Source organism: Ferrimonas kyonanensis DSM 18153, assembly GCF_000425405.1.
Taxonomy (GTDB): Bacteria; Pseudomonadota; Gammaproteobacteria; order Enterobacterales; family Shewanellaceae; genus Ferrimonas; species Ferrimonas kyonanensis.
In genome coordinates, this window is the sequence record NZ_AUDJ01000014.1 from 197,669 (window position 1) to 213,448 (window position 15,780).

Consider the following 15,780-nt stretch of genomic DNA (forward strand, 5'->3'; position numbering starts at 1 on the left):
TTTATAATGGCAAGGTTATGCAGACTTCGATTCACCGACTAAAAGCCATGGCAATATTCGTTCGGGTTATTGAGGAAGGTGCCATGCGTCGCGCCGCCCTGTCGCTGGGGATGACGCCGGCGGCCGTCAGTCAGCAGATTGGTCAGCTGGAGACCCAACTGGATACCCGGCTGTTGCACCGCTCCACCCGTAAACTCAGCCTGACTGAGGCGGGGCAAGCGTACTTTTACTATTGTCAGCAGATGGTGCAATCGGCTCAAGAGGCCGAGCAGGCGCTGGCGGCGGTTCGGCATCAACTGGCCGGAGAGATAAGGATGACGGCGCCTGTGGGGCTGGCGGCCAGACAGTTGCCCCTGGCGTTGGCGCCGCTGTTGGCCCAGCACTCGAAGCTGAATCTGACCCTGTTGGCTTCCGATGAGCGCCTGGATATGGTGGAGCATCGGCTCGACATTGCGTTTCGAGCCGGACCGCTGGAGGACTCAACTCTGGTGGCTACGCCGGTGTGTGACTTTCCGGCTCGGCTGTGTGCCTCGCCCGCCTATCTGGAGTCACAGGGTATCCCAGAGACGGTGGAAGCGTTGCAGACGCACGCATTCTTGGTGCAAAGCCAGACGCATGGGGGCGGCCGATTGCAATTGACGCACCCGACACTGGGGCAGAGGCGGGTGCGCATTACCCCTCGTATTCAGACCAACAACCTGCAGGTGGTGCATCGTTTTGCTCGTCAGGGCTTGGGAATGGCGGTGTTACCAGAACACGAAGCCAGCGAGGCGTTAGAGAGTGGGGCGTTGCTGCCGGTGCTGCCGGGCTGGCAGTTACCGGGAATGCCTTTCTATCTGGTGACACCCAATCGACAACGCACGGAAAAGGTGGAGGCAGTGATTGCGACGGTGAAGCGTTATTTTTCCAACTCAACCACCGTACGGGAACCTGTTTAGGACTCAAGGGTCAAAAATCAGGTTAGCCCAGAAGGAGATGTTTATGATCAGCCGGTTTAAATCCTTGTTTACTGACCAGCCAGATTGCGGCGAGGCATTGAATGTGGAGCTGGCCAGCACCGCGTTGCTGCTGGAGGTGGCCCGGGCCGATTCTCACATCAGCCATGAAGAGAAAGAGGCGGTGTGGCACCTGGTCAAAGGGCTGCATCAACTGTCGGATAGGGAAGCGCGGGAGCTGATAGAGGAAGCGCTGGTGCAGACTGAGCAGGCCAACTCCATCCACAACTTTACCAATGTGGTGAAGAAAAACCTCAAGTTGAAACAGAAGCTGCAACTGGTCGAAGGGTTGTGGCGGGTGGCCTACGAAGACAACGTCCTTGAGCCCCATGAAGAGGCGATGATTCGCAAGGTTTCGGACCTGCTGTATCTGCGCCATAGCGAGTTTATTCAGACCAAACTGGCGGTCACCGGCGAGCGTTGATTCATATTGCGTAGCTGCATTAGGCCGACGGTAGTCGATGCCGTGTGCGTTAGCCCTCTCTTGAGTCCCTAAAGTGTCTCCCTCATAATGCGCCCCTTAATGATGAGGGCAGCATGAACAGCGATAACATTCTTTTTGACGGCCACGATGAATGGGGCCAGGTTCAGGTGATTGAGCAGGGGCCACAGCGGTTGTTGTGTTTTGGTCCGTCTGACGAGCAGAGCCGCATCATTACCAAGCAGCCCTGGGTGCTGCAACATGAATACACTCGGGCAATGATGTTGGCTCTGCTGTTTTGCCAGCCCAAGCGGGCCTTGGTGCTGGGGGTGGGCGGCGGTTGCTTGATCTCGGCGTTGGCGCATGTGGTCAAGGGCATCAAGATGACCGGGGTTGAATTGCGGCCTCTGGTGACGGAGATGGCGCTGGCCCATTTTCGAATGCCACAAAGCAAGCGCATCGACATCGTTCATCAGGAAGCCGGCGCCTTCCTGGCCGCCGGCGAGCACAAGAAAGTGGATCTGCTGTTTGCCGATCTCTATGGCGCCGATTCGGTGGATGACGTGCAGTTGCAATCCGATTTTATCGATGACGCCGCCGCCCTGGTCAAAGAGCAGGGGATGCTGGTGCTTAACTGCTGGGAAGAGCACCGCCACCATGATGGGCTTAAAACCGCGTTGGCGGCCCACTTTCCCCACTGTCATAGTTGTCCGACCGCAGACGGCAACCTGGTGATTCTGGCTGGACGCACGCCGCTGAGCGCTTCACTGTCGCAACTGCGGGAGCAGGCCCAGCAGCTCAGCAGCAAACTGGGGTACCCGTTGACCGACAGTCTGGGGCGACTGGAGCCCTGGGGTTAGGCCATTAGTTGAAATGTGATAGTTCGGCTAGATAATAGCGACTTGAAAATAGTTTGTTTTTTGGGTGTTTAGTCTAAGTTTTTTTCATCTAAATCATTATCTTGATGTTTTTCGATACCCAAACCCTGTGGTTTGATGCCGGTGATTTTATAAGGATGATAATGAGAACAATAGCAGCACTTTTTTTAGGCAGCACCTTGCTCTTCGGGTGCTCTTCCACCTATCAGCACACTCCTATATCGGTGTTCGAGGGGGTGCTCGACCCCCAGTTAGCAGTGCTCATCTCTGTACCCAAAGACGGTTGGTATGACACTCAGAACTATAGAAATTCCGGCCGAATGACAGCTAATGCCGTGCGGGCTGCATTTATGAAACATGCGTCTAAAGTCACGGTAACGGACAGATGTAAAGGTGAAAGCTGTTTATCATTGGAAGGTGTGGGTGAATACGGCTATTACGTCAAACCACAGATTCTTCACTGGGAAGAGAGGGCGACTGAATGGTCCGGACTTCCCGATCGTATTGAAATTAAGCTTACGATTTATGATATGAAGACCGCCAAACCGATCTCTTCCAACGTATACACCGGCAAAAGTAAGTGGCTCACCTTTGGCGGTGATCACCCTCAAGATCTGTTGCCCGGTCCTACCAACAGCTATGTCACGTCTCTCTATCAATAGGTATTTAGACTGCACCCCGGACTGTGGCTGAAGACAGGCAACACCTTTTTAACCTCTGAGTTTTGAGTATTCCCCACTGGCACATCGGTCAGTGCGGGCATACAGTAGAGCGGTATCGGTTGATAGATGAAGAGGGAACTCATGTCACAGCGTATCTACTGTCTCGCCCAATTTCGCCCCAAGCCTGGTAAAGAGGAGGCGTTATTTCGAGTGCTGCAAGCCTTGGAGCCCAATACTCTGAGGGAGCCCGGTTGTCTGCAGTACATCGTCACTCGCCACATCGACAGCCCCTTTGCTCAGGGCCACAGCTACCCCATCGTGTTTAATGAGATCTGGGCCGATCACGATGCGTTTGCCGCGCACTGTCAGCGCAGCGAGATTCAAGCGTTCTTCGAAGCTCACTGCGTGGCCGACGAGGGGCTGGTGGCCGAGTCCAATGTCTGTGTCTACAGCGATCAGCCTGCGGATTACGATGCCCCGCACCTCGAGTCAGGCCGTTAACGCGCCCGAATCTGGCCCCCGACTGATGATTTTGGAATCAGTCGGCGGACTCCCGGGCCTGCACACCCGCCAATTTGTTGTTCCCGCCCCTAGGCTACGGTACTCTAACCCGCTTAGTGTCTGACTTTGGCCCTGCGCCAGAGTGTCCCCGGTTTTGAAAGGTATCTCCTATGGCTCAAGAGGCGTTTCGACTGCGTCGTATCATCATTATCGACAGTTTCTGGAAAGGGAAGGTCAATGAGATCGATTTTGATGGTCACACCCAGTTAGAGGGCACCAACGGCGCCGGTAAAACCTCCTTGATGCGATTGCTGCCGCTGTTTTACGGCATGCGCCCTGGAGACATCGTTTCCAAGGTCGATCAGGCTAAGAACTTTGCCAACTACTACCTGCCCAGGGAATCCAGCCTGCTGGTGTACGAATATCAGCGCCCCGGTCTGGCCGAGCCGCAGCTGTGCTGCATGGTGGCCTCGTCCGATGGCCGCAGCGTGCACTATAAACTGATCGATGCCCCCTACTGCCAGCAGCACTTTATCGGCTCGGATCACAAGCCGTTTAAGGTGGGGGAGATCGAGCGTAACTACAAACGCGCCCATGGCACCTATTGCTCCAACTACCTGGGAGTGGACAAATACCGCCAGGTGATTCAAAACCTGCGTGGCGGTCGTGCTTCCAGCGAAATTCGCCAGCTGCAGAGCCGCTTCAGCTTCGGCAATGTCGCCATGCCTCACATCGATAAGGTGGTTAATGGCACCATCGAGAAGAACCTGGATTTTGAGGCGGTAAAAAAGATGCTGGTGGCCATTGCCGCCGACTATCTGGCCCGCAGCCGCTCCGGTGACAACCGGGAACAGATGCAACTGAACAAGGACGAGATTGGTCGCTGGCTCAGCGACATTCAGGCCAGCCGTGAAGTGCACGCGGTTGCCGACAAGATTCAGCGTTGGCAGGGGCAATTTAGTGAGCTGGAGGAGTTTCTGGGCCAGTTGCGCCATCTGCTGGCGCTGTGCGATGAGCAGCAAATCGAACTCAAGGACAAACTCAAGGAGTTGGGGCAGGAGAAAGCCAGCCAACGCGAGTCCCTGCGACAACTGGAGCGCGAGTTCGATGCCACCGAAACCGGCTTTAAGCAGACCATTGCTGCCGAGAGTGATCGCCTGCACGCCAAACAGATCACCATTGAACGCCTGGATGACGACAAGCAGCGTTACGACGATGACGATGCGGCATCTTATCAACTGCGTGCCGATGAAAAGGTCACCTTCAGCCAGCGACTGAAAGAGGTCAATGGCATCATCGAGAGCTTTGAAGGCGACACCGCCAAGGTGGCTCGCAAGTTCGAGGAACTGCTGGGTAAGCTGGATCTGGAACTGGCTCGAGGCGAGGGTGAGAAGCAGCAGCAGATGGCCGACATTCGCGAGCAGAACAGCCACAAGCTGGCGGAGGTGGAGCAGCAGTATCAGGCCAATCGCCGTCAGATGGAGCAGCGGCTGGCGTCTCAGAGCCTGGGACTGAAAGATGAGCAGCTTCAGTTGCAGCATGCTCAGCGCGTCAATGGGGAAAACCGAGCCCATCCCCGTTTGCCAGCGACCATGGCCGAACAGTTACAGCTTACCGCCCAGTCTTTGGGGGAGGCACAGAGTCGTCATAACGAGATGCTGAGATTGATGGCCGATGAACGGCACAATGGCGCTCAGTTAGAACGTCAGCGTGATCAGCAGCTTAGCCGCCTAAGCATCGAACAACGGCGCCTGGATGATCTCAAGGCTCAGCATCAGGCGCTGGAGCAACAACTGCACCCCGAAGAGGGGTCTTTGCAGGCCTTTTTAGAGGGGCGCACCGAAGCCAGTGATTGGAAGCAGACCATCGGTACTCTGTTGTCTCCAGAGCTGCTGGCTCGTACTGATCTGGCTCCGAACTGGAGTGGTGATGGTCTTCAGAGCCTGTACGGCGTGCGCCTGGATCTGAGCCCGCTGCAGCACAACAACCCACTGGCCCGGACCGAAGCGGAACAACAGCAACAGTTAGAGACTCTGGACCAACAGTGCCGACAGCAAAGCGAGCAGATTGACCAGATCAACGAATTGCTGAAGCAGCTAGGGCGTCAGCTTGAGCAGCATCAGAGCCAGTTGGGGCAGTTGCAGCAGCAGGAGCGCCGTGTCAGTGCCGAGATCGATCAGCTCAGGCAACAGCAGGAGCGGCAACAGCTTCAGGCCGACGAGCACATTAAGCAACAGCGACGGCAACTGGAGGAGGAGCACAAGCAGCTACTGAAGCAGCAGGAGCAGTTGAGCCATAAATTGGAACAGCTGGAAGAGCAGGGCGAAGAGGAACTGCATGAGCTGCACAATGCCGCGTTGGAGCGCCGCCTGATTCTGGAAACCGACCGCGATAGCCAGCTCGAGACCCTGTCTCATCAGCTGGAGGCACTGCGAGACAGCGTCAAGGAGCGGCGCCGGGATTACAAGAAGCAGCAGAAGCAGGCGCTGGATAAGATCGATCCCGATGGCGAGATCGACAAGCGAATGCAGGAGCGCAAACAGTTGCAGCAGTCACTGGATGATTGCGCCAGGTTTGAGCAGAAAGCCCGTGAGTATCAGCACTTCCTCTCCAGTCAGTACAACCAGCGGGAGCCGTTGGCTGCCGATGTCTTGCAGCTGCAGCAGCAACTGTCTCAGGCTCGCAGTGATCTGGAGCAGGCCCGCACTCAGTTTGGTCATCAGCAGGCTGAACACAAAGCGGTGCTTAAGCGAAACAAAGAACAGCAGGAGCGCAGTGATGATTTGTTGGCTCGGCTGGTACGGGTGCAGGCGGTGTGCGATCCCTTAGGGTTGGAGCCGAGCCGCAATTCACAGTTGCAAAGTTACCAGGCGGACATGCTGCCCGGTTTTATTGAGCAGAATCATCAGGGCTTCAGCCACCTGGAGAAGAAGCTGACTAAAGAGATCAGTCACTTCTCCAATGTACTGCGAACCAAGCATGGTAAGAGCAGCTTGTTTGACACCTGGACTCAGTTGGTGGCCGACAACGACCGTTTCGAAGGCTGTGAAACCGTGCTCAAGTACCGTATGCCCATTGGCGATCTGTTGCAGAGTGCCGCTCAGCTTGCCAAGTCCACCGGCCAGTTGGTGATCGTCAATGCCACCATGATCAACGAGTTCTATCAGCATTTGGAGAACTTTGATCGCCGGATTAAATCCGTCGGTCGCAACCTGTCGGAGCGGGTGACCGCCCTGGCCAAGTTTGAAGCCTTGGCGGACATCAGTGTGGGCACGGTTACCAAGCTGGAGCAGCTGGAGTATTGGCAGCCGCTGCGCAGCTTCTCCGATTGCTTTGAACAGTCGCGGGACCAGTTGCGTGATGGGGTGGCCGAGATTCCGGAAGAGCTGATTCGGGCCATGCGTGAGCTGGCCCGGGTATTGCCAGCCGAAGGGTTGGAACTGGAGCACAACGACCTGTTTGATTTGGAGTTCGTGATCACCGAGAAAGGTCAGGTGAAACGGGCCCGCAATGCCCGTCAGTTGAAGAAAGTCAGTTCCACCGGTCTCTCTTATCTGGCGATGCTGTCGCTGTTCGCCGGTCTGCTGGGGATGCTGCGTGGTGATGGTGAGCGTCCCAGCACCATTATTCTGCCGGTGGACGAACTGGGTGAGCTGGCGGCAGAGAATATCGAACTGCTGCTGGGGATGTTTAACGACAACCACATTCAGATGTTGTCGGCGTCGCCTTCCACCGACCGGCAGGTGCTGGCGTTGTACAAAACTCACTACAAGCTCAAAGACAGCAAAATCTACAGCGCCCATGTACCGCTGTCGAAACTGGAACAACTGCTGGCCAGTCGTGCCCGCCGCGAGCAGCCTGAAACCGAGGAAGCCGGACAATGATCTTCAAACATACCGTAGAAACCCTGCTGTCTGGCGCCGTGATTTGTCAGACGGCCTACCCGGACCACTTCGAGTATCTGCAGGCGCCGGCCAACGCCGAGCGGGTGCATGAGTTTCTTAGCCAGCTGGATCGCAGCCTGACCCACTTCGAGGCGGCCGGCGCCTACTACTGCACCTTTGATAGCATCGACGACAGCAATCGCCGCGCCATCAGTCAGCTGTTCAGCTCGGTGCGCAGTCATTTCCGGCCGCTGGTGGAATGGCTGGACATGTTGCTGCGGGCCACCGGCCACGACGCGCCGCTGCACGCCAAGGACAGCATTAAGTTTACCTCGTTGCTGGAGGCGTTTGAGCACGACCAGACCCTGTCGGAGCAGCTGCGCCGCTTGACCACCATGGCACCATTTAAGACCAACCGGGTGGAGATTCGCGACCAACTGGGTACGGTGCTGGCCAAGCTGGAGGAGATGGGCTATTTGGTGCGCCATGCTCCAGGCAGCAACACCTGGTACGCCACCGCCCGTTTTGATTTGATCTATCTGCTGATCGAGTTCCTCAACGACAGTGAGAAGCTGGAGCTGCCGGAAGTGCAGGAGCCGGATCCACAAGAGGAGCTGTTGCTGTAATGAGCCTCTATGACAGCAATCAGGTCGCCGCGCTGCTGCGACAGATGGGACAGGCCGACGAACTGTTGTCCCAGGCTTACGTCTTTGGCGCCGTCAGTGCCGATGAGGACAACGAAGGCCAGCTGCGCAACCTGCAGAAAGCCAAGTTATTGCGCCCCGACGATGAACCGGGCAACTACCGCCTGACCGCCGACCTGAAGCGGTTGCTTAACAAGTTGATGCGCCAGCAGAGCGGCTATCGCCAGTTGACCGACATGGGCAAGGTCATCGATGCCATGGACGACGTGATCATCGACTATCGCGACTCCCTCATCGGTGGCCAGATGGACGACGCCGATCACTATCTCGATCAGCTTGACGATCTGTTGTTTGATGCCAGAGACAGCCTCAATACCAGCCTGGACAACATGCACTATGCCATCTCCAGCCAGTTTGGTTTTGTGGCGACCCTGACCGCCAAGGTGCGGGAAAACCAGAAGGCGCTGGATTACGCCCAGAAACTGTTGAACGAGTTGCAGCAGATTGACCCTGAGACCTGTTACCAGTGGATTTTCGACGGTGCGCCCACCGAGTTTGCTCGCAAGATCACCGGGTTCGTGCATTGGTTTCGCATGGTGTTGGGCCGACTGGCGCACATCATCGAAAAGATGCGACAGAGCCTGTTCCGCCTGCGGCGCCAGGTCAAACAGGCCAACCAGTTGCGGGGCATGGCCCGCTTCCTGCGCAAGCACCCCGAGTATGAGCTGCGTGAAGACCTGGCTTTTGCCACCGATCTGCCCCGGGAGCTGAAACTGGCGCCGGCGATGGAGATGGGCGGCCTGGTGGATGTGCGCAGCAGTGCCGTCGAGCAGGAGTTGATCGAGATTGTCCAGCATCTGCGCCGCCAGCAGCCGACCACTCCGGTGGTGGCCGACCGGGACGGCGTCAGTGTCGAAAGCGACGATCTGGAGACCCTGGCCTACCTCAGTGACTGGGTACTGGATGAAGTGGAACACTTCTTTGAGCTGGCGGTGATCAAGGACGGGGCCCTCTCCGCCCTGGAACATTGGCAAGGACAGCAGCCTGCCTGGCTCAGTAACGAGTGGCAGTTGGATCCGCAGTTGTGGATTGAGCTGGTGTTTGGTTATTACTGCAACCTCTCTCCTCAGCAGCAGCAGTTGTTTGCCATGGAGATGGAGGAGCAACTGGTGGCGGGCACCAACAACAACTTTACCTACAGTGACGTGCGGATTCGGGTGGCCTGAATGGCGTTGAATCGTCGCGAGCGTCAAACTCTGGCAGGCTGGTTTGCTCGGCCTTGGAGAGCGCAGGACGTGGCGTTTGGCGCCCTGGCAAGCCGGCTGCATCGTGACTACGGGTTTGGCGAGGTGCGCGGTGATGGCCGCGCCAGAGCCCGGCTTCATATCAGTCGCGATCATCTCAGTGCGTTACGGCAGGAGCTCAGGCGCGACGGTCTCGGTGATCCCTGCGAGCCGGCCTTTGTTGGCGAGGGTCTAAGCCGTATTCAACAGGCACAAACTCAAGCCGATGAGAAGGGCGGCGCCCAGGCCGTGACCGAGGAGCTGGTGTTGTGCCGGCCGTTGACTCACTGGCACATCGACGACACCCCCCTGGCCCTGCCACCCTTGATGCAAGCGGGTCAGTTACTGAACTGGCCTTCTCTACAGCAGTTGGGGCAACGGCTTGGCCATACCCACCTGGTGCTGGTGGAGAACCTGGCACTGATGGCTGAGCTCCATCGCCTGAATCTGCCCGATAGCCTCAACCAGGCGCTGTTTCTCTACCGAGGTGACGTTGCTGCCGACAGGCAGGTCAGTCGCGCTTATCAGTGCTTCAGGGCGTTCAAGGGGCAGTTGCCGCTGGTGTACTTTGGCGATTTTGATCCCGCCGGGCTGGAAATCGGCCTTGGCTGTGGTGCCGAACAGCTGCTGCTTCCAGCCCGGTCTCTGTGGCCGGCGCTGTTGTCTGCCGACTGGCAAGGTCTTAAAGGCCCTGAGACCCGCTGGTTTGAGCAACGGGCCCAGGCACAGCGGCTGCATGATTCGCAGCTGCCTGACTCGGTGAAGCAGGCATTGTTGGCCATGGACCGACACAAACAGACCCGCACGCAGGAGCACCTGCTGGCCCATGACGTCGCGCTGGAACTGCGGGCACTGTAATCGCAACTGAGCGCTAAAACAATGCGGCTTGCCATCTGGCAAGCCGCATTGTTTGGTTCTGAAGTCAGGATGGGGTCAGCGGTTTCTCAGCGTGGCCGCCGGCGCCGGGGTGACCTGGTAGAAGTAGCGGCGGAGCAGTTCCGGTAATCGCTCCAGAATATGGGATTTCAGTGCCAGCTTGCTCTGTTTCAAGTGCTCCGCCAGGGCGCGCTCATCAAAGGCGGCCAGGGCTGGCAGCGCCACCGGGGCAAAACTCAGGTGCCAGGGCTCTGGCTGCACACCGCCCAGGTTCTTGGTGTAAGGGCGAAAGAAGCCATATTCAGTCATGTGCTCGTCCAGCCAGCGGTTGAGTTTGCCGTTGGGGCCGCGGCCACGGTATTCCAGAGGCTCCAGCTTGAGGTTGTCACGACCAATGGCATTGGCGTCGTAAAAATTGAAGTCGCTGCCCCAGTGCCGGCGCGACGTACCAGGCAGGGAAGACCAGGCCAGAATGGCGCGCAACAGTTCGTTGTCATTGAGGTTAGCCGGGTTCAGCGGCCGGCCCTCTTCATCGACCAGGGGCTGTTTGCCCATCACCTTGCCATTGAAAGTGCTCAGTTGAGAATCGAAACTGCACCATCCCGAGGCGCACTGCAGGTCGAGCCCAACCTTGCTGGCGGCCTCCTGCATCTGGCGGAAGGCCACGGCGGTGCGGCACTCCAGCAGCTGGTCTTCCACCTCCATCAGGTGGGTTTGTTCTAGGCCCATGAGCTGGGATTGGGTCAGCACAATAGCGTCTCCATTGTTGTTTCGTTGTAGTCTGCCAGAATCTGGGGGTTACCGATACTCACACGTGTGTTGCTCTGAGGCAGGGTGGCGATAATGTGGACAAGATCAATCAGTTATTTTCTCTGTAGCCGCATTGAGTTTTCCCATGCAGTGCTGCTGTCCTCGCAGAGGGTGAGGCGCTACCGGCCACCTTATTCACAGTCCACCAGCCAATAAACGCCAGTTTACCGCGAACGGCCTGCCAGGGGGAGTCGTTATCGTCTTTGTTGATGGCGCGAGCCTGGCCTTCCCGAAGCGTTCGAAGCCGGTAAATCCCCCGGTCGTGGGGTGGCTCTGTTATACCCGTGGCCAACGTATTTCTCTTTGTTATTTCATTTAATCGAATTTTTCGTTTGCGGCGATAGCTTGTAATTGTTTTTGTGTTTTGTTGGCTTGGGGTACTATAGCTCCATCGACGCGGTAAGCGTCACTACAAAAACTATGCAAATAAGAGAGATACGCCATGATCAACACTCAAATTAAGCCGTTCAAAGCCACCGCCTTCAAACAGGGCGAGTTTGTAGAAATTACCGAGCAGGATGTCAAAGGCAAGTGGGCGGTGTTCTTCTTCTACCCCGCCGACTTCACCTTTGTCTGCCCCACCGAGCTGGGCGATCTGGCGGACCACTACGAAGAGCTGCAGCGCCGCGGTGTTGAGGTGTACTCCGTGTCCACCGACACCCACTTTACCCACAAGGCCTGGCACGACAGCTCCGATACCATCGGTAAGATCAACTACTTCATGGTCGGGGATCAGACCGGCACCATCACTAACAACTTCAACGTGATGCGTGAAGGCCAGGGCCTGGCAGACCGTGCCACCTTCCTGGTTGACCCTGAGGGTGTCATCCAAGCGATGGAGATCACCGCCGAGGGCATCGGCCGTGACGCCGAAGACCTGATGCGCAAGGTGAAAGCGGCGCAGTACGTGGCCAACAACCCAGGTGAAGTGTGCCCCGCCAAGTGGAAAGAGGGTGAACAGACCCTGGCTCCCTCCCTGGACCTGGTCGGCAAAATCTAAATTCCAACAGGTTCTCTTGCCAGTGTCCCCCGCCGCCCTGGTGCGGCGGGGTGGTCACTGGCCATCCACCCAACCACCACCGAATTTCTGAGGTTTCACCATGTTAGACCAAGCGATGAAGCAGCAATTACAATCTTACTTGTCCAACCTGAAGTCCGATGTGCAGCTGCGCCTGAGCCTGGATGACAGCGACACCGGCAGCAAACTGGCGGCCCTGGCGGCGGACATCGCCTCTTTGAGCAGCCTCATCAGCGTGGTGCGGGATGACAGCCACAGCGAGCGCAAGCCGCTGATGCTGGTGGAGAACCTGGAGACGGGCAGCGCCATCGGCTTTGCCGGTCTGCCCATGGGCCATGAGTTTACCTCTCTGGTGCTGGCACTGCTGCACAGCGGTGGTCATCCCATTAAGCTGGATGATGACACCATTGCCCAAATAGCGGCATTGGATACGCCGTTGAACGTGGAGATCTTCATCTCCCTCTCTTGCCAGAACTGTCCCGAGGTGGTGCAGGCGTTCAACATGATGGCCGCCATCAACCCGTTGATCACCGTTACCATGATCGACGGCGCCGCTTTCCAGGATGAGGTCAAGGCCCGGGATATTCTGGCGGTGCCCAGTGTGTTCGTGAACGGTGAGCTGTTTGGTCAGGGCCGCATGTCCCTGGCGGAGATCCTCGGTAAGGTGGACAGCGGCGCCGCCGAGAAGCGGGCGGCCAGGCTCAACCAGCAGGCGCCGTTTGATGTGCTGGTGGTGGGCGGCGGCCCGGCAGGGGCGTCGGCGGCCATCTACGCCGCCCGTAAGGGGATTCGCACCGGCGTGGTGGCCGAACGCTTCGGCGGGCAGGTTCAGGACACCATGGCCATCGAGAACTTCATCTCGGTGAAAACCACCACCGGACCCAAGCTGGTGGCCAGCCTGGAGGAGCACGTGAAGGAGTATGGTGTCGAGGTGATCACCGAGCAGCGCGCCGCCAACATTAAAGGCGTCGAAGAGACCACGGATGGTTACCTCCATGTGGAACTGGAGAGCGGCGCGGTGCTCAAAGCCCGCAGCGTCATCACCAGTACCGGGGCCCGCTGGCGCGAGATGAAGGTGCCCGGTGAGCAGGCGTATCGCAACAAGGGCGTGGCCTACTGTCCCCACTGCGATGGTCCGTTGTTCAAGGGCAAGCGCACCGCCGTCATTGGCGGCGGTAACTCCGGCATCGAGGCGGCCATCGACCTGGCCGGCATTGTCGAGCACGTCACCGTGCTGGAGTTTGCCGACAGCCTGCGTGCCGACCAAGTGCTGATCGACAAGGCCAATGCCACCGCCAACATTGACATCATTACCCTGGCCGAGACCACTCAGGTGCTGGGAGACGGTGAGCGGGTGACCGGGTTGGAGTATCGGGATCGCAACAGCGGCGAGTTACACCGGCTTGAGCTGGCCGGCATCTTCGTTCAGATCGGGCTGGTGCCCAACAGCGAGTGGCTCAAAGACAGCCAGGTGACATTGTCTGCCCGCGGTGAGATTGAGATTGATGCGCGCGGTGCCACCAGCCTGGAGGGGGTGTTTGCCGCCGGGGATGTGACCACCGTGCCTTACAAGCAGATCATCATCGCCATGGGGGAAGGCGCCAAGGCCAGCCTGGCAGCCTTCGATCACCTGATTCGCAATCCGGCTCCGGTGGCGCAAGCCGAACTGGCGTAGCGCTCAGACTCCGGACGGGTTCAAACATCAGAGAGGTGCATCGCCTCTCTTTTTTGATTCCCGGGAGGGGGCAAAGTAGTCAAGTTTGGGGTGTCGTCGGTCGCTATTGGCCTAGGTTGGTGGCAACCGCAACCGCTCAAAGAGGTTGATTGGCGTTCAATTGGCCATCGATTCTGAAAGATTACCAAAATGGTGGTCAATTCTTGCTCAGCCAAGCGCCTGTTTCGGCAGAGTTGTTATCTGGATCCGGTTTTATTGCCGGAAAATCCGCAATGCAACCCGGGTGTAACCTGGCATTTACTCTTGGGTGGCGTTTGATTGACCATATCTTCTTTTCTATTGTTTAAGCTTCTGAATTGAATAGCCATTTCTCTTGGTGGCGTCGGTTTGGCGGCGGAGGTGTCGTTGCCGCCGTCACTCTGCCTGTTAAAGGAGGTAATGCTCAGTTGTGCAGCGCGGCGGCAACCTTGATGCAAAGGATGCTGGCAGATGTTCACTTTCGCCCACCTTTGCTTGCATTCGGCCATGGCTCCCTGGGGGGTGCCTACACCAACAGCCTGGCGTTGGCAATATGGTCAAGGTCGGAGGTTGTCGGTAAAATTACTACCATGATGATGAAGATTCACCTCCTCTTTTTTGACGGCGGCGGCTAACCCGCTCCCTGCCAGTCAGCCGGATTGCCGGCCAACTCAGCTAACTTCGGCACAGATCCCTGTCGCCAGTGGTTTCCCCAATTGGACGTTCGTTTTCACCTGTCGCCATCCAGGCTGACGGCGCTGTGGGCGTGATGTTTGGGGTTGTGAACCTGTTTGTAACAGTAAGAAAAGAAGACCAAATGAATTCAGTGATTGTAATTAATGAGCTTGAGTCCTTACTGATCGCCATTGTGGTGCTGTTCCTCGGATACTTTGTTAATGGCAAGGTACCGGTGTTGAAACGGTACAACATTCCAGAGCCCATTGTCGGCGGGTTGATCGTGGCCAGTATCATTGCCGTGGTGCATCAGTATGGCATCGACCTGCAATTCCAACTGGCCATCAAAAGCACCCTGATGAAGATGTTTTTCGCCACCGTTGGCCTGGCCGCGAGCTTTAAGCTGCTGGCTCAGGGTGGCTCGCGAGTGTTCCTGTTCCTGGGACTGGCAACGGTGTTCATTCTGATCCAAAACAGCGTCGGCGTCGGTCTGAGCTCTTTGATGGGCCTGGATCCATTGCTGGGGCTTATCGCCGGATCCATAACCCTGTCCGGTGGTCATGGTACCGGCGCCGCCTGGTCGCAGACGTTTGCCAGCGAGTTTGGTTTGCAGACGCTGGAGTTGTCCATGGCGGCGGCCACCTTTGGTCTGGTGATGGGGGGCATCATCGGCGGTCCGGTGGCGCAGCGACTGATTCGCAAGCACGGATTGAAATCGGCTTTTGGTGATGGCGAAAATCACCACATTGAGCATCCGGACCTGGTGACTTACAGTGATCATGAAGAGGATCGCATCACCGCTAAAAACAGCATCGAGGTGTTGTTCATTCTGTTGCTGTGTGTCGCCAGTGCCGCCTACATCAAGACCTTTGTCGATGGCTTTGGTATCGCCTGGCTGCGGATCCCTGATTTTGTCTACGCCTTGTTTGTCGGGGTGGTGATCACCAACCTGTGCGAAGCCACCAAGGTGTATAAAATCAACAAGGAAACCGTCGATGCCCTCGGTACCATTTCGCTGTCGTTGTTCCTGGCCATGGCACTGATGAGCCTCAAGCTGTGGGACTTGCTGGACCTGGCCTTGCCAATGTTGGTGATTCTGTGTGTGCAGACGCTGGTGCTGGGGCTGTTTGCTTACTTTGTTACCTTTAAGGTGATGGGGGGCAGTTACGATGCGGCCATCATCTCCGGCGGTCACTGCGGCTTTGGCATGGGCGCGACCCCGACGGCGGTGATGAACATGGGCTCACTGGTGTCCCACCATGGTCCGTCGCCGCAGGCGTTTATGGTGGTGCCCGTGGTGGGGGCCTTCTTCATCGACATCACCAACCTGATCGTGTTGCAGACCTACGTCAGCTTTCTGCGATAACACTCGGTTTTGATTAGAAAAGGGCCAGCATCTGCTGGCCCTTTTGGTGTGGGGTGCCTTGGAACTGCGGTGGA

At 57.3% G+C, this 15,780-nt stretch carries 13 protein-coding genes; 12 read left to right on the forward strand and 1 reads right to left on the reverse strand.

Translation table 11 applies throughout. The features are described 5' to 3' along the window. Window positions 1-17: 17 nt before the first annotated feature. The 9 genes from H598_RS0106705 to H598_RS0106745 all read left to right on the forward strand — a co-directional run bounded on the left by H598_RS0106705 (window position 18) and on the right by H598_RS0106745 (window position 10,126). The gene (locus H598_RS0106705; RefSeq protein WP_084144360.1) at window positions 18-938 is read left to right on the forward strand and encodes a LysR family transcriptional regulator; all 921 of its coding nucleotides are present in this window, start codon (window positions 18-20) and stop codon (window positions 936-938) included. A 43-nt stretch (window positions 939-981) separates the two neighbouring features. Next, window positions 982-1,419 (forward strand): tellurite resistance TerB family protein, encoded by a 438-nt coding sequence (locus H598_RS0106710; protein WP_051252511.1) that lies wholly within the window; start codon window positions 982-984, stop codon window positions 1,417-1,419. Window positions 1,420-1,532: 113 nt separating this feature from the next. Next, complete coding sequence (locus H598_RS0106715; protein ID WP_028112333.1) at window positions 1,533-2,276, forward strand: spermidine synthase; 744 nt, start codon at window positions 1,533-1,535, stop codon at window positions 2,274-2,276. Between the two features lie 161 nt (window positions 2,277-2,437). Further along, entirely contained in the window at window positions 2,438-2,956 is a 519-nt protein-coding gene (locus tag H598_RS0106720; RefSeq protein ID WP_028112334.1) for a DUF4823 domain-containing protein, read from the forward strand. Window positions 2,957-3,097: 141 nt separating this feature from the next. Beyond that, complete coding sequence (locus H598_RS0106725; protein ID WP_028112335.1) at window positions 3,098-3,457, forward strand: putative quinol monooxygenase; 360 nt, start codon at window positions 3,098-3,100, stop codon at window positions 3,455-3,457. A 170-nt stretch (window positions 3,458-3,627) separates the two neighbouring features. Continuing rightward, window positions 3,628-7,341 (forward strand): ATP-binding protein, encoded by a 3,714-nt coding sequence (locus tag H598_RS0106730; protein ID WP_028112336.1) that lies wholly within the window; start codon window positions 3,628-3,630, stop codon window positions 7,339-7,341. Next, window positions 7,338-7,967, forward strand: coding sequence for a condensin complex protein MksE (locus H598_RS0106735; RefSeq protein WP_245595565.1), 630 nt, complete (start codon window positions 7,338-7,340; stop codon window positions 7,965-7,967). The genes H598_RS0106730 and H598_RS0106735 overlap by 4 nt, the downstream gene beginning before the upstream one ends. Further along, on the forward strand, window positions 7,967-9,211 hold the full coding sequence (locus H598_RS0106740) for a hypothetical protein (RefSeq protein ID WP_028112338.1): 1,245 nt from the start codon (window positions 7,967-7,969) through the stop codon (window positions 9,209-9,211). The genes H598_RS0106735 and H598_RS0106740 overlap by 1 nt, the downstream gene beginning before the upstream one ends. After that, complete coding sequence (locus H598_RS0106745; protein ID WP_028112339.1) at window positions 9,212-10,126, forward strand: DUF7281 domain-containing protein; 915 nt, start codon at window positions 9,212-9,214, stop codon at window positions 10,124-10,126. A 75-nt stretch (window positions 10,127-10,201) separates the two neighbouring features. On the opposite strand, the gene H598_RS0106750 is transcribed toward H598_RS0106745, so the two are convergent. After that, window positions 10,202-10,894 (reverse strand): M15 family metallopeptidase, encoded by a 693-nt coding sequence (locus tag H598_RS0106750; protein WP_051252514.1) that lies wholly within the window; start codon window positions 10,892-10,894, stop codon window positions 10,202-10,204. Between the two features lie 502 nt (window positions 10,895-11,396). Between H598_RS0106750 and ahpC the strand changes: the two genes are divergently transcribed. From ahpC to gltS, 3 genes are all read left to right on the forward strand, one after another. Then, complete coding sequence (ahpC, locus tag H598_RS0106755) at window positions 11,397-11,954, forward strand: alkyl hydroperoxide reductase subunit C (RefSeq protein ID WP_028112341.1); 558 nt, start codon at window positions 11,397-11,399, stop codon at window positions 11,952-11,954. A 100-nt stretch (window positions 11,955-12,054) separates the two neighbouring features. Beyond that, window positions 12,055-13,647 carry an alkyl hydroperoxide reductase subunit F gene (gene ahpF / locus H598_RS0106760; RefSeq protein ID WP_028112342.1) on the forward strand — a complete coding sequence of 531 codons (1,593 nt, stop codon included), beginning with the start codon at window positions 12,055-12,057 and terminating at the stop codon, window positions 13,645-13,647. Between the two features lie 835 nt (window positions 13,648-14,482). Then, the gene (gltS, locus tag H598_RS0106770) at window positions 14,483-15,706 is read left to right on the forward strand and encodes a sodium/glutamate symporter (protein WP_028112344.1); all 1,224 of its coding nucleotides are present in this window, start codon (window positions 14,483-14,485) and stop codon (window positions 15,704-15,706) included. Window positions 15,707-15,780: the final 74 nt, after the last annotated feature.

Coding starts and splice junctions, on each gene's coding strand:
- H598_RS0106705 (WP_084144360.1), top strand. CDS start 18: ATGCAGACTTCGATTCACCGACTAAAAGCCATGGCAATATTCGTTCGG.
- H598_RS0106710 (WP_051252511.1), top strand. CDS start 982: ATGATCAGCCGGTTTAAATCCTTGTTTACTGACCAGCCAGATTGCGGC.
- H598_RS0106715 (WP_028112333.1), top strand. CDS start 1,533: ATGAACAGCGATAACATTCTTTTTGACGGCCACGATGAATGGGGCCAG.
- H598_RS0106720 (WP_028112334.1), top strand. CDS start 2,438: ATGAGAACAATAGCAGCACTTTTTTTAGGCAGCACCTTGCTCTTCGGG.
- H598_RS0106725 (WP_028112335.1), top strand. CDS start 3,098: ATGTCACAGCGTATCTACTGTCTCGCCCAATTTCGCCCCAAGCCTGGT.
- H598_RS0106730 (WP_028112336.1), top strand. CDS start 3,628: ATGGCTCAAGAGGCGTTTCGACTGCGTCGTATCATCATTATCGACAGT.
- H598_RS0106735 (WP_245595565.1), top strand. CDS start 7,338: ATGATCTTCAAACATACCGTAGAAACCCTGCTGTCTGGCGCCGTGATT.
- H598_RS0106740 (WP_028112338.1), top strand. CDS start 7,967: ATGAGCCTCTATGACAGCAATCAGGTCGCCGCGCTGCTGCGACAGATG.
- H598_RS0106745 (WP_028112339.1), top strand. CDS start 9,212: ATGGCGTTGAATCGTCGCGAGCGTCAAACTCTGGCAGGCTGGTTTGCT.
- ahpC (WP_028112341.1), top strand. CDS start 11,397: ATGATCAACACTCAAATTAAGCCGTTCAAAGCCACCGCCTTCAAACAG.
- ahpF (WP_028112342.1), top strand. CDS start 12,055: ATGTTAGACCAAGCGATGAAGCAGCAATTACAATCTTACTTGTCCAAC.
- gltS (WP_028112344.1), top strand. CDS start 14,483: ATGAATTCAGTGATTGTAATTAATGAGCTTGAGTCCTTACTGATCGCC.